This window comes from Bacillus sp. A015, from assembly GCF_053851875.1.
The window spans coordinates 126,675-139,320 of the sequence record NZ_JBSPZB010000005.1 but is presented as its reverse complement, the minus strand read 5'-3'; the positions used below and the strand labels follow the sequence as shown (position 1 = coordinate 139,320).

16 protein-coding genes and 1 pseudogene are annotated in these 12,646 nt (G+C 40.5%); 6 read left to right on the top strand and 11 right to left on the bottom strand.

Annotated features, from left to right (window positions below; translation table 11 throughout):
- Positions 1-32: 32 nt before the first annotated feature.
- Genes thiE through cidR form a run of 3 tightly spaced genes read right to left on the bottom strand, consistent with a single transcriptional unit; the run spans position 33 to position 2,417 of the window.
- Positions 33-701 carry a thiamine phosphate synthase gene (gene thiE / locus ACSLGF_RS06470; protein ID WP_456003550.1) on the bottom strand — a complete coding sequence of 223 codons (669 nt, stop codon included), beginning with the start codon at positions 699-701 and terminating at the stop codon, positions 33-35.
- On the bottom strand, positions 688-1,512 hold the full coding sequence (thiM, locus tag ACSLGF_RS06465; RefSeq protein WP_456003547.1) for a hydroxyethylthiazole kinase: 825 nt from the start codon (positions 1,510-1,512) through the stop codon (positions 688-690). The genes thiE and thiM overlap by 14 nt, the downstream gene beginning before the upstream one ends.
- A gap of 17 nt (positions 1,513-1,529) precedes the next feature.
- Complete coding sequence (gene cidR, locus ACSLGF_RS06460; RefSeq protein ID WP_456003544.1) at positions 1,530-2,417, bottom strand: cidABC operon transcriptional activator CidR; 888 nt, start codon at positions 2,415-2,417, stop codon at positions 1,530-1,532.
- A 165-nt stretch (positions 2,418-2,582) separates the two neighbouring features.
- On the opposite strand from cidR, the gene ACSLGF_RS06455 reads away from it, so the two are divergent.
- Both ACSLGF_RS06455 and ACSLGF_RS06450 read left to right on the top strand, forming a co-directional pair.
- Entirely contained in the window at positions 2,583-2,966 is a 384-nt protein-coding gene (locus tag ACSLGF_RS06455) for a CidA/LrgA family holin-like protein (protein ID WP_099728039.1), read from the top strand.
- On the top strand, positions 2,960-3,640 hold the full coding sequence (locus tag ACSLGF_RS06450) for a CidB/LrgB family autolysis modulator (protein ID WP_456003541.1): 681 nt from the start codon (positions 2,960-2,962) through the stop codon (positions 3,638-3,640). The genes ACSLGF_RS06455 and ACSLGF_RS06450 overlap by 7 nt, the downstream gene beginning before the upstream one ends.
- Before the next feature lie 37 nt (positions 3,641-3,677).
- Here the strand turns inward: ACSLGF_RS06450 and ACSLGF_RS06445 are convergent, their stop codons facing one another.
- Entirely contained in the window at positions 3,678-4,859 is a 1,182-nt protein-coding gene (locus ACSLGF_RS06445) for a class I SAM-dependent rRNA methyltransferase (protein WP_456003539.1), read from the bottom strand.
- Positions 4,860-4,977: 118 nt separating this feature from the next.
- On the opposite strand from ACSLGF_RS06445, the gene ACSLGF_RS06440 reads away from it, so the two are divergent.
- Positions 4,978-5,361 (top strand): VOC family protein, encoded by a 384-nt coding sequence (locus ACSLGF_RS06440; RefSeq protein WP_008345541.1) that lies wholly within the window; start codon positions 4,978-4,980, stop codon positions 5,359-5,361.
- 78 nt (positions 5,362-5,439) lie between these two features.
- Here the strand turns inward: ACSLGF_RS06440 and ACSLGF_RS06435 are convergent, their stop codons facing one another.
- Positions 5,440-6,006, bottom strand: coding sequence for a hypothetical protein (locus tag ACSLGF_RS06435; protein ID WP_456003536.1), 567 nt, complete (start codon positions 6,004-6,006; stop codon positions 5,440-5,442).
- Positions 6,007-6,098: 92 nt separating this feature from the next.
- Between ACSLGF_RS06435 and ACSLGF_RS06430 the strand changes: the two genes are divergently transcribed.
- On the top strand, positions 6,099-6,266 hold the full coding sequence (locus tag ACSLGF_RS06430) for a hypothetical protein (protein ID WP_456003533.1): 168 nt from the start codon (positions 6,099-6,101) through the stop codon (positions 6,264-6,266).
- 28 nt (positions 6,267-6,294) lie between these two features.
- Here ACSLGF_RS06430 and ACSLGF_RS06425 read toward each other — a convergent pair whose 3' ends face one another.
- From ACSLGF_RS06425 to ACSLGF_RS06415, 3 genes are all read right to left on the bottom strand, one after another.
- Positions 6,295-7,023 carry an amino acid ABC transporter ATP-binding protein gene (locus tag ACSLGF_RS06425; protein ID WP_456003530.1) on the bottom strand — a complete coding sequence of 243 codons (729 nt, stop codon included), beginning with the start codon at positions 7,021-7,023 and terminating at the stop codon, positions 6,295-6,297.
- On the bottom strand, positions 7,020-7,664 hold the full coding sequence (locus ACSLGF_RS06420) for an amino acid ABC transporter permease (RefSeq protein WP_099682311.1): 645 nt from the start codon (positions 7,662-7,664) through the stop codon (positions 7,020-7,022). The genes ACSLGF_RS06425 and ACSLGF_RS06420 overlap by 4 nt, the downstream gene beginning before the upstream one ends.
- A gap of 70 nt (positions 7,665-7,734) precedes the next feature.
- On the bottom strand, positions 7,735-8,499 hold the full coding sequence (locus tag ACSLGF_RS06415; protein ID WP_034660424.1) for a transporter substrate-binding domain-containing protein: 765 nt from the start codon (positions 8,497-8,499) through the stop codon (positions 7,735-7,737).
- A 527-nt stretch (positions 8,500-9,026) separates the two neighbouring features.
- Between ACSLGF_RS06415 and ACSLGF_RS06410 the strand changes: the two genes are divergently transcribed.
- Positions 9,027-10,112, top strand: coding sequence for a Rap family tetratricopeptide repeat protein (locus ACSLGF_RS06410; protein ID WP_456003526.1), 1,086 nt, complete (start codon positions 9,027-9,029; stop codon positions 10,110-10,112).
- A gap of 19 nt (positions 10,113-10,131) precedes the next feature.
- Positions 10,132-10,281 carry a hypothetical protein gene (locus ACSLGF_RS06405; RefSeq protein ID WP_456003523.1) on the top strand — a complete coding sequence of 50 codons (150 nt, stop codon included), beginning with the start codon at positions 10,132-10,134 and terminating at the stop codon, positions 10,279-10,281.
- Positions 10,282-10,463: 182 nt separating this feature from the next.
- Here the strand turns inward: ACSLGF_RS06405 and ACSLGF_RS06400 are convergent, their stop codons facing one another.
- From ACSLGF_RS06400 to ACSLGF_RS06390, 3 genes and pseudogenes are all read right to left on the bottom strand, one after another.
- Complete coding sequence (locus tag ACSLGF_RS06400) at positions 10,464-11,096, bottom strand: GTP pyrophosphokinase (RefSeq protein ID WP_099728045.1); 633 nt, start codon at positions 11,094-11,096, stop codon at positions 10,464-10,466.
- A gap of 93 nt (positions 11,097-11,189) precedes the next feature.
- Positions 11,190-11,678: pseudogene (locus ACSLGF_RS06395) on the bottom strand (ABC transporter permease); the annotation flags it as partial.
- Between the two features lie 25 nt (positions 11,679-11,703).
- Positions 11,704-12,492 (bottom strand): right-handed parallel beta-helix repeat-containing protein, encoded by a 789-nt coding sequence (locus ACSLGF_RS06390; protein WP_456003520.1) that lies wholly within the window; start codon positions 12,490-12,492, stop codon positions 11,704-11,706.
- Between the last annotated feature and the right edge of the window lie 154 nt (positions 12,493-12,646).

Sequence of the window (12,646 nt, the reverse complement as noted above, 5' to 3'; positions counted from 1 at the left end):
ACATGAATTGAGTCATTCATGTCTTCTACAGGTTAAAGAGATGCTTTTTCTGATACAACAAGTGATTTTAGTTCTTCTGCTGCTTTTTTTGGATCCGTGCTTTGGCTAATGGCGCTAATGATGCTAATGCCATCTGCTCCTGCTTGTATGACTGGTGAAGCATTTTCATATGTGATGCCGCCAATCCCAACAATCGGAATATGAAGACCATGACGACGTACTTCGGTGATCAAAGACACACCTTGGACACTGCGTGTATCCTTTTTCGTCTCTGTTGGGTAGACCGGACCCATCCCGACATAATCTGCCCCGTCCTTCATCGCTTGTTTCACTTCATCTATATGATGAGTGGACACGCCTAATAGTTTATTTCCGATCCTCTGACGCACGTCTTGTGCATTTGTATCTTCCTGACCAACATGGACACCATCTGCATCAAGATCTATCGCTAGCTGTACATCATCATTTACGATAAAAGGGACATTCGCTTCTTGGCACAGGGCTTGTATGTCCCTCGCCAATTGCTTCTTCTCTTCACCTTGCAGGGCTCCTTCACCCTTTTCACGAAATTGAAACATGGTGATCCCGCCTTGAATGGCTTCTTTCACGACATCAAGCGGATGCCTGCTTGTATTCGTTGTTCCCATAATAAAATAAACCGATAATTGCTGTTTGATTTGCTGTTGATCAGCCTTTGTCATGCGAAACTCCCCCTATTTTCCCCACCGTGATCACATCATCGCTATTTGTGTTTGATAATGCGTTTAACAATTCTATTTGAAAGGTTCCTGGTCCACTCCCTTTTGTCTGCTGAGCTGCCTTTTCAGCTGCGACACCATAAAACAGCAGAGCAGCTGCCGACGCATGAAGCGGCAGTTCATCCGTTGCACAGAATGCGCCGATGACAGATGTGAGTAAACAGCCAGTCCCTGTCACCTTTGTCAGCCATTCATGTCCATTATGAATGGACAGCACCTCATCTCCATCTGACACCACATCGACTTTTCCTGTAATCACCACAACGGTCTGAAATACTTTTGCCGCTTGCTTCGCTAATGCAGATACATCCCCATTCGTCTCTTTCGCATCAACGCCTTTTGACTGCCAGCCATCCACTCCGAGTAAATGAGCGATTTCAGCAGCATTTCCTCTCACAACGGATATCTTTACTTGCTGTAACAGCTGTTTCGCCGCTCTCGTTCGAAACGTTGTCGCACCTGCCCCAACAGGATCTAATAGAACAGGTACACCTTTCTCATTGGCCGCTTGTCCTGCGATGACCATAGCCTCCACAGTGTCCTTTGTCAGTGTGCCAATATTGAGTACAAGTGCATCCGCTAATTGCGCCATTTCGGCGACCTCCTCTTTGGCATTTGCCATGACCGGAGAAGCACCTAAAGCAAGCAGGCCATTCGCTGTAAAGTTCGTCACGACTTGATTGGTGATATTATGGACAAGTGGATTTTCCGCTCGAACCTTCTCCAATAGATGAGACGCGCAGCTTATTTTCATCAGTATCGTCCTCCCTTTTACTCTGCATCCCAAACATAGGATTTAGTATGCTTTAACCATTCTCTTGCTGCAAAGGACAAATAGCGGTCCTTTCGCCAAATAACACCCAAATGCCATGGGATAGATGGGTGTAAGGAAATAACCTTCACCTTTTCAGGATCAAGATCTCGGCAGATCCGTTCAGGGAGAAGCCCGATCCCAAGGTTCTCGGCTACCATTTCACTAATGAAATCCCATTGAGACGTTTCATAAATGACATTTGGCCGGAACCCTGCATTCATACATTCATTCAATATTCGGCTGTGCAGAACAAAATCTTCTCTAAAGAAAATAAAAGACTCTTCATTCAAATCAGCTAAATGCACCTCATCACGCCCTGCCATCGGATGCGATGGATGCGTCACAAGCTTCATGTTCTCTTTAATAATGGTGTACGTATGAAAAATTTTATCATTTGCAGGCAGAACAATGACACCAATATCTAACGACCCATCCTCGACGCCTTCCTCAACTTTAATGGAGCCGTGCTCCACCAATTGAAATGTGACATCTGGATACTGCTGGCGGAATTCTCCCATGACATTTGGGAAAAAACTCGATCCAATCATCGGCGGCAGTCCGATGCGGATATGCCCTTTTTTGACATTCATTAAATCATTTAATTCACTCGTTAAATTCTGAAATGATTGGGTGATTTCACTCGCCTGTGTATACATCGTTTGTCCAGCATCTGTCATTTCAACCTGCCGACCATTTCGGTAGAACAACTGCACCCCCAGCTCATCCTCCAGGTTTTTGACCATCTTGGAAATGGTCGGCTGCGACACATAAAGGGATTGCGATGCTTTCGTGAAGCTCTTTAACCTTGCCACTTCTAAAAAATATGTTAAATGTCTGATGTCCACATGGCTCATCCTTTCTATAGACAAAAGGAATAATAACTATTCGATATATGTATTTTACCTATAACAGAACGTGCTGTACACTTTAAAGTAAGCTCATCAATAAGAACGTTGTCATGTTTTTGTGAAACAGTGAACAATTTATATAGAAAAAGGAGTGAACAGAAAGTGCAATTGCTCAAAACGCCGCTGATTGCTACCCTTCAGATTATGGCTTTATTTGTTTTTGCGAAATTGATGAATGTGCTGGCGGCCTTTTTGCATTTAAGAATTCCGGGCACGATCTTAGGCATTCTTGTCATTTTCTTATTACTTCATTTTAACATCATTAAATTAAAATGGATTGAACTTGGCGCCGTATGGCTGCTCGGAGAACTGCTGCTCTTCTTTATCCCGTCAGCAGTAGGTGTGATTGATTATGGAAAACTGCTTTCTCAATCTGGCACAAGTATTGTCCTTGTCGTCTTACTTAGTACCTTTGTGGTCATGCTCTCGACTGGCATGATGACGCAAATGATTGCGAAAAGAAAGGAGCGAAAAAAGCTATGTTAGTTGGCGGACTATTTCTGATCTTAACGGTTCTTTTATATCTCGGATCAAAAGCGGTGTACAAACGGCATCCGAAAGTCTATGTTTCCCCGTTACTTGTGACTCCGCTTGTCCTTGTGGCCCTGCTGTTAATCGTAAACATTCCTTACGATGCTTATAATCAAGGCGGGAAATGGCTCACGAATATGCTTCAGCCTGCGACTGTTGCTTTTGCCATTCCTTTATATAAGTATTTTCACATTCTGAAGAAGCATGCAGTGGAAATTATTTTGAATGTGGCTTGCGGTTCTGTCATTGCCATCTTATCAACGGCATTTATCGCCAAATTGTTTCATTTGGACACAAGCCTTATTGAGAGCCTTGTCCCAAGGTCGGTCACAACACCAGTGGCAATGAGTGTGTCAGAAATGATCGGCGGCATGCCGTCCGTTACGGCTGTATTCGTCATTTTAACGGCACTGTTCGGTTCGATCATCGGTCCAATGGTCATCCGTTATTTCCGCATTGATAATGACATTGCAATGGGCGTCCTGCTTGGTACAGGTGCACACGGGGCAGGAACATCGAAAGCCTTTGAATTAAGCTCTGTCTCAGGTACAATCTCAAGTGTATCGATGATTATTTCCGCCATTATTACATTATGTGCAGCGCCTATCCTCATGTCGTTCGCCTTATAAAAAAAGCCATTTCCGCTGATCGGAAAATGGCTTTTTCTTATGCTTGAATGAAGACAACCTTCAAATAGTTTCCTTCAGGATAATTCTTAGTTGTACGGAAATCCTCGGGAAGGGTATACTCTTCGAGGATACGATACGTTTGTCCAGATTCTTTAAAGGCATCAGCAATAAATCCTTTAAATTTTTTCATTCCAAATGCACTGCTATTGGTTGATGCCACAATGACGCCGTTCTCAGCCGTGATTTGGATGGCTTCTTTTAATAGCTTTTTATAATCCTTCGCTGCACTGAATGTGTGTTTTTTCGTTCGTGCAAAGGAAGGCGGGTCTAAGATGACTAGATCATAGGTCCATCCCTTCTTCGCTGCAAATGGGAAGTATTTAAATACGTCCATGACTTTGATATCCTGTCCGTCCACATCAATTCCATTGACGTCAAACTGCTCGGATGTTTTTTTCAAGCTGCGGTTTGCGACATCCACACTTGTCGTACGGCTCGCTCCGCCAATCGCTGCTGCCACCGAGAAAGCGCCTGTGTAAGAAAATGTATTGAGCACAGTCTTTCCTTTTGCATAACGATCTCGGATTGCTTTTCTCACATGACGCTGATCAAGGAAAATACCTGTCATAGCGCCATCATTTAAGTAAACCGCCACGTTCATACCGTTTTCTTTCACGATGAGAGGAAAGTCCCCTTTCTCTCCCTTCACAAAATCATCATCCTCAATGTATTGTCCAGACGTATCAAAGCGTTTCTTTTCATAAATTCCTTTATAGTCTGGATATACCTGCTCAAGCGCAGCCAATACATCTGCTTTTAATGTATAAACACCTTCGCTATACCATTGGATGAGATAGAATCCGTCATAATAATCAATGATGATTCCACCAATTCCATCACCTTCTCCATTGAACACACGAAAAGCAGTCGTCTGCGTATCACGAAATAAATGCGTTCTACTTTTCGCTGCCTGCTCAAGCTTAGAGACAAAAAAGGCCTGATCTATTTTTTCGTTCGCATCAAAGGAAAGCACCCAGCCGATTCCTTTATTTTGCACACCATAATACCCTTTTCCTAAAAAGGAGCCTCTTTCATCCACCCATTCAATGAGCTCGCCTTCCTGCACACCGTTCACACGCGATACAGCATCTTTTGAAATGAGCGGATATCCCTTTTTCACTTGTTCTGCAAATGTTTGTTTTAATGAGATTTTTTTCATTTGTGTCATCCTTATCCTAAATTGACTCTCTCTATCCTACCATATGAATGTATACGTTACTTCTATTATGATAAGATGAGGAGAAAAATATCAATATGACATAGAGGAGGCTCTTCTTTTGACGACATTACGCTTAGATCATACAGGTATTATGGTCACGAATATTGATCAGTCCATTGATTTTTATGAAAAAGTTGTGGGCATGAAATTAAAGGATCGGATCACTCATACAAACGGAGTGATTGAGCTTGCATTTCTTGGATTCAAAGACGAAGCAGAAACGGAAATTGAGCTCATTCAGGGCTACAGCAGTGACCTGCCATCTGAAGGAAAGGTCCACCACCTCGCCTTCACAACAGACAATATTCATGCTGAATTCAACCGTATTCAAAAGCTGCAAATTGAATTAATAGATGAGGAAATCACAACATTGCCAAATGGATATTGCTACTTCTTTTTCAGAGGACCAGATCAAGAATGGATTGAATTCTTCCAGCGCTAATATTTCCTAGGAAATGCTTGTTGATCAATTGAAAACTTTGATAGGCAAAAACACCAATTGTTTTTGCCTAATCTATTTTTAAGTACACGCACCTATAACAGCAGAGATATTAAAAAAATCTAATAGAGCAGGTCTCAGGTTTTTATCGACCTGATTTGACACTTTTTGGCTCGCCTTTTTTAAAGCCACTTTCCTTGAGGAACCTTGTTTTCTATATTTATCATAAAAATATTTAATTGATTCCACAAGTTTTATTGTCCCTCCAAACATATCAATAGCTTTCTTTAGCTTCAAAATTTTTGAAATAGGTATACCATTAGAAAGAATCGCTACTCCTATAGCACCAACACATGCGGGAATATTAATATTTTTAACACTTATTTCTTTCAATTGATTCAGATCGAATGTAAGTGTATCACCTTGAATTATCGTTTTAATTCCCGAATTTTCTTCTATCCATCTAGCAGTTTTTTCGCCATCATTGCTTATCATATACTCAGGTATTTCTTCAATTGTTTGCAAGATTGCTTTAACTGAATTAAAATCCTTCACATCAACATTTATCTGATCGGAAGCTTTTATTTCACGATTAAAAATGCAACCGCACAAAGAAAAAACTAAAGATAAAACAACAAATTTCCTCATTTCTTTTAGAAAACACTCCTTTTATCTTATTTATCATTATAATAAAATATGTATATCATATAATATAACATAATTGGGGGTTTTTAACATATATGAAGATACAAATAAAACGGGCATTACCTTTTATTGGAGCCATCTTCCTTGCCATCATTGCACTTCTTAATTTATTTATTGAACAACGCATCGTTGTAGGCAGTGTGAGCATCGGTTTGTTCATTCTAATCACGTGTCTCTATTTTTCCACAAAAGAAAAAGAGTAAGAGCATGATATCTGCTCTTACTCTTTTTTTATAGCACCTTGCTAAGGAATGATTTTGTACGCTCATGCTGCGGGTTTCCAAAGAGTGCTTCCGGTTTGTCTTCTTCGACGATATATCCGCCATCCATAAAGATCACGCGGTCTCCTACCTCTCTTGCAAAGCCCATTTCATGTGTGACCACAATCATCGTCATGCCTTCGACTGCTAATTGTTTCATAACAGCTAATACGTCTCCAACGACCTCAGGGTCAAGTGCCGATGTCGGTTCATCGAATAATAGCACTTTCGGGTCCATCGCCAAGGCTCTTGCAATGGCGACACGCTGTTTTTGTCCACCAGATAATTGGTTAGGGTAGCTTCTGGCTTTGTCTTTTAAGCCGACCTTTTCAAGCAAGTCTATGGCTTTATCGACTGCTGCCTTTTTTTCGACACCATTTACCTTAATTGGTGCGATCGTGATATTTTCTAAAACCGTTTTATGAGGAAATAAATGAAAGTGCTGAAATACCATGCCCACTTCTTGTCGTACTTTATTGATGTTGACCTTTGGGTCTGTAATCGTATGTCCGTGAACAACGACTTCTCCAGCAGTAATATCCTCTAATTTATTAAGACATCTTAGAAACGTGCTTTTTCCTGATCCAGAGGGACCAATGACACACACTACCTCCTTTTCCTCAATGACTGCATTCATATCCTTTAAGACTTCGTTTTCACCAAAGGATTTCTTTAAATTTTTCACCGTAATCATACTCATTTGATATCAAATCTCCTTTCTGCATAGCTAGCCAGTAGAGAAAGTAAATAAATGATCACGAAATAAATGACACCGACAATGAGCCAGACATTTAAAGGATCAAATGTGGCCGATGCTTGAACTTGTCCTCGCTGCATAATATCGGCGATCCCGATAATAGATAAGAGGGACGTATCTTTCAAGCTGATGATGGCTTGGTTTGTAATCGCTGGAAGCATCCGGCGAAATGCCTGCGGCAGGACAATAAAGCGCATGTTTTGTCCCCCTGTAAAACCTAGAGAGCGTGCGGCTTCTGTTTGTCCTTTATCAATGGACTGAATCCCTGCACGAATAATTTCTGAGAAATAAGCCCCCGCATTAATCGCTACTGTAATAATCCCTGCCGGCACTCGATCAAGCGAAATGAATTCAAGTGTATTCAAACCAAAATAAATGAAGAATAGCTGTACGATAAACGGCGTACCTCGAATGGCATTTACAAAAACGAGTGCGATGAAATTCAAGATTTTAAATGGTGACAGGCGGAATAATGCCACAATTAAACCGATGATAAATCCTAAAATGATAGCAACAACAAAGATATATAAAGTGGTTTGCAAACCATCCATTAAATATGGAAATGCATTCATAATCGTATCCATGTTTCTCCCTCCCTAATTCACATACGGTGTACACATAAAGAGAGCGCGCTCGGAGCGCGCCTCGCTTGTGTTATGACTTCAAATATTTATCAATGATTTTGTCATATTCACCGTTTTTCTTTAGGTTCTCTAGGCCTTTATTAATTTTCTTCAGTAAGTCTTGGTTTTTCCCCTTCATCACAGAGATACCGTATTGGTCCCCATTCAAACGGTCTCCAACTGTTTTCAATTTTAAATCTTGTTGGGCGATCGCATACGTAATGACAGGATAATCCTCGATCAATGCATCTGCATTTCCGTTCGATACTTCTTGGAACATAGATGGACTGTCATTAAATTGAACAACTTCATACCCATATTTATCTGCGTTATCTGATGCAAATTTTGCTCCTGTTGTCCCATTTTTAACAGCTAGCTTTTTCCCCTTTAAATCATCAATTGATTTGATGCTGCTGTCCTTTTTCACGACAACTGTCAGTCCAGCGTCGAAATATGGATCTGAGAAATCTACTTTCTTTTTACGCTCATCTGTAATACTCATCCCGCCCATTCCCACATCAAGCTGACCTGCTTGCATCGCTGGAATGATCCCTGAGAAATCCATTGCTTCAAGCTTCACTTTGAAATCTTGGTCCTTTGCAATCGCGTTAATTAAATCAACGTCTATTCCTTCATATTTACCGCCCTTTTCAAATTCAAATGGCGGATATGTTGTATCTATCCCAATTTTATATGTGCCTTTGCCTTCTCCCGAACCGCTGTCCGATTTTGATCCACAGGCTGCCATGACAAGCACAACAATTAGTCCCATGATCAGTAACATCGATTTCTTCATAAAACACGACCCCCTATTGTCAGTTTTGTCTAAATATTCGCAATAACAATATTACTATACCACGCTAAATCTATGGTGTGTAATGTTTTTTATCAATACTAAAGATCCATACAATTCTAGATCAATAGTCTCTTTAAATTTTACTTTTTTGCGAATAACTCATTTTATTCTGAAAGAAGAGGGATTCACAATCATGATGTAAGATAATCTCACGAAAAAATGAGACTGCACCTTGAAAATCGCCGTTTCTTTCTCTTCTACGAAAAAACACTCATCGACCGCCATTCTCTCTCTATTGATATTGCAATATATTTTTTCAAAAACCCTCTATTTACCTAAAAAATGTAAGCGTATACAAAATCCTCTAAATCCCTTTATTTTTCACTATTGGTTGAATTTACATCAAAAAACATGTTTTACAATTCGCGAGAGAGCGCTTAAAATATAAGAAGATACTTAATATGGAAAGTTGATTCAAATGACCGGAAATCGAAATAGACGGATAGATGAAGAAAGGAGGATATGAGTTGGCAGAAACTAGGGTTTTGTCGTCCGTTGATGTAGCGAATATGCTAAATGACTGGTATGTCATGATGAAAAAAAGAGAGATACAAGAAGCGATACAGCTAAAAGAAGACATTCTTCAAGCGTTTGATCGAATGGAAGAGAATCAAGACGTCTTACTTTACTATCAATTACTAGAATACCGATTTAAGGATCTCATCGAAGATACAGCTTCGTTAGATCATAGTCTTTTTGTTGATGAAAATGCGATCCGTACGGATGATATGCTCAGCTACTATTTCTATTTCTTTAAAGGCATGTATGAAATGCGCAGAGGGAATCAAGATACGGCATTTCATCATTTAAAATTGGCCGAGGAAAAATTAGACCTCGTGCACGATGACATTGAAAAAGCAGAATTTCATTATAAAACTGGGTGCCTATACTATAATATTAGGTCCACGCTTCTCTCCATACACCACTTAAAGATGGCTTCATCTATTTACGACGCAGATCCATGTTATGTGAAAAAATCAATCAGCTGTCAAATGATGCTTGCTTTGAATTATGCTGATCAATCGAAATATGATGAGGCAGAGACGTTGTTTGAAGAAGTGATTCATTCACTAGAACAGATGGAAGACCCAGACTTACTTGGTCACGCGTATTGCAATGCAGCCTTTATTAAAAGTTTAAGAAATGAATACAGTGAAGCTGTACCGCTCCTAGAAAAAGCTTTATTCATTGAGACATTCGAAACTTCTTCTCCAGGCGGCTATTTACTTGCCATGTATACCTACACAAAAGCACTATTTAAGCTGAAAAAGCCTGGTATGTTCCACTATTACGTACAGCTTTCACTTCAAAAAGCAGAAAATTTAAAACAACGAAACATTTCACTTAAATTATCCATTTTAGAAACACTCATGCTTCAGCCAGACAACATGATCGAGCAAATCATGTCTTATTGTGATCAATTAGAATCAATGAATTTCCTTGTCGATCTTGAAGCCATCTGTCAGGATGTAGCAGCTTACTTAACGGATAATGGGCTTCATGAAGAATCCACTTATTTTTGGAACAAGGCGTTGTCCTTAAAAACTTGTTAAGAATATGGAGTGATGTATGATGAAGAAATGGCTCATCACAAGTGCGATTTTTACGCTCTTGATAACAGGTATTTTCATTGGAACTTCTACCCAAAAAGACAGCCAATCTGCACAATCTCAAGACAAGGGTACGACCATTCAAAAGAGAGATCGCGGAACCAACCCTTAATATGGAAGCCTTTGTCTTCTTTTCAGCGTGATAGAAAACCTTTGCAGTCTAGGAAGGACGAGTACCGGAGCGGAGCGAATCTGAGATTCGTGAGCATCGGCACGCAGGACTGACACAGAATGCGAGGGTTTGTCTACACGCTGAGAGTAGCTGTGATCAAAAACAGCTACTCTTTTTATCTGCTAATCAATTTCTCGTTTGATATTTTGCATTTTTTCATCTAAGTAATGGGCGATATCTGCCGCTTCCTTCAGTTCATCGGTGAGCTGATGAGGGACATCGTTTTGCAGTTTATAATAGATTTTATGTTCAAGACTCGCCCAGAAATCCATCGCAATGGTCCGCACCTGAATCTCGACCTTCACATGCTCCACACGATTCGTTAAGTAGACAGGAATCTCAACAATTAAATGAAGACTTCTGTAACCGTTTGGCTTTGGATGTTGAATGTAATCCTTCACTTCAAGGATCTTTAAATCCTCTCTTTGCCTCAATACATCAATAACGTTATAGATATCCTGAATAAAGGAGCAGATGATGCGTACTCCAGCGATATCATGAATATGCTCCTTTGCACATTGTGTAGTGATGTCGCATCCCTTTCTTGCTAGCTTATTTACGATGCTTTCAAAGGATTTGATCCGTGATTTTGTATGCTCTATTGGGTTGTGTCCATGGATTAAATTATATTCCTGACTAATAATTGAAAACTTTGTATCCATTTCATCTAACGCAAATTTATATACTAATAATTCATTTTTCCAGTCTTCCATGACACTTTTCAAATCTTCTACATGAGTTGCTGACATATTCATTCTATTTGTCATCTCCTTTTGGCAAACGGCGGTTACACCGCTTTCCGTTTACTAGACGGAGAGAGGACTCGAATGGTTTTAAAAAAATACGCCTTAGCTACGCTGCTTGTAATACGTCAGCGCCAGCGCAAGTGCAAGCACCGATCCTTTCACAATGTCCATCGCATAGTAAGGGACAGACATCATCACAAGTCCATTTTGTAAAATACCGATGAGCACAGCACCAATAAAAGTGCCAAATGCGTTTGGCTTACCTGCTCCCATGACAGAAAAGCCGATAAAGGCAGCCGCTACTCCATCCATTAAATAAGGCCCTCCAGCATTAATTTCTGCTGTCATCACCCTTGACGCCAGTACAATACCACCTATCGCTGCAAATAAAGCAGAGAGAAGATATGCTGCGATTTTGTATTTGTTCACATGAATGCCAGACAATCGAGCCGCTTCCTTATTCCCACCGATGATGTACATCAATCGGCCATGCTTTGTGTAGGTCATGAAAACATGCGCAAATAGCACGATGGCTGCCATAATCAGAATGATATATGGCACCTGTCCGATTTTGCTGAAAAAGGCGGGGATGATACGTGCATGGTCATTGACTTGATTAACTGCCGACGATTTTCTTAGCAGGTGAAGATTTCTTCAGACGGAAATCATATTTTTTCTCATTCACATATTGTGGATTGAGGTGTGCTGATCCTTTATCTTGACCGCTTTTAGAGCGATACGTTTTGTAGCCTTCCATCCATTTTCCGCGCCATACCCACTGTGATGCTTTCGCACCTTTGCGGTCATCATAGACATTCTTCTGGAATGTATTCTTTTGGTTCACTTGATAAAGGTTCACGACTAAGTAATGCGATCTACTAGCTGTCATGATATTATTCGTGATCCGATTGTTCACTGCTTGATATTGCATGAGCAATTGACCGCCTTCTAAGCCGGCTGTGTCATTTTTGTACAAAATATTATGCGAGATGGTCGTGTTTGTTGTTCCGCCCCGCTTCTTATCATAGCCGCCAATTGAAATTCCTGTATAACGGTTTAGATACACTTGATTGTGCTCGATGCGAATGCGATCCGCCATTTTCCCTTTATGTTCACTTGTGACTTCAATCCCAAGGTCATTGTGATGTGTGATGTTATGATCGATCACTATGTCTTTCCCGCCATCCACATAAATCCCGCCAGCGGATATGTCCTTGCCGTAGGCTGGATTCCCATAACTTGTAATCTCATATACTTTGTTTCTAGATACGACACCATTTCTGACCTGATCATATTTTTTAGAAGGTGCTACGTTCTCAAAACCAATTAAATCAATGCCAATATTATCAGTGTGCCTGACCGTGTTATGTGTCACGCGAAATTTTTTGACGTTCCCGTTTAACACAAGGGCTTCACTGAAGCCCACAGATTGTTGACAAAGGGCTAAAATGATCTTTATTTTAGCCCTTTGTCTTCTTTTCAGCGTGATATGAAAACCCTTGAAGTCTAGGAAGGACGAGTACCGGAGCGGAGCGAATTTGACATTCGTGAGCACCGGA

Coding starts and splice junctions, on each gene's coding strand:
- thiE (WP_456003550.1), bottom strand. CDS start 701: ATGACAAAGGCTGATCAACAGCAAATCAAACAGCAATTATCGGTTTAT.
- thiM (WP_456003547.1), bottom strand. CDS start 1,512: ATGAAAATAAGCTGCGCGTCTCATCTATTGGAGAAGGTTCGAGCGGAA.
- ACSLGF_RS06450 (WP_456003541.1), top strand. CDS start 2,960: ATGTTAGTTGGCGGACTATTTCTGATCTTAACGGTTCTTTTATATCTC.
- ACSLGF_RS06445 (WP_456003539.1), bottom strand. CDS start 4,859: ATGAAAAAAATCTCATTAAAACAAACATTTGCAGAACAAGTGAAAAAG.
- ACSLGF_RS06435 (WP_456003536.1), bottom strand. CDS start 6,006: ATGAGGAAATTTGTTGTTTTATCTTTAGTTTTTTCTTTGTGCGGTTGC.
- ACSLGF_RS06430 (WP_456003533.1), top strand. CDS start 6,099: ATGAAGATACAAATAAAACGGGCATTACCTTTTATTGGAGCCATCTTC.
- ACSLGF_RS06425 (WP_456003530.1), bottom strand. CDS start 7,023: ATGAGTATGATTACGGTGAAAAATTTAAAGAAATCCTTTGGTGAAAAC.
- ACSLGF_RS06420 (WP_099682311.1), bottom strand. CDS start 7,664: ATGGATACGATTATGAATGCATTTCCATATTTAATGGATGGTTTGCAA.
- ACSLGF_RS06415 (WP_034660424.1), bottom strand. CDS start 8,499: ATGAAGAAATCGATGTTACTGATCATGGGACTAATTGTTGTGCTTGTC.
- ACSLGF_RS06405 (WP_456003523.1), top strand. CDS start 10,132: ATGAAGAAATGGCTCATCACAAGTGCGATTTTTACGCTCTTGATAACA.
- ACSLGF_RS06400 (WP_099728045.1), bottom strand. CDS start 11,096: ATGAATATGTCAGCAACTCATGTAGAAGATTTGAAAAGTGTCATGGAA.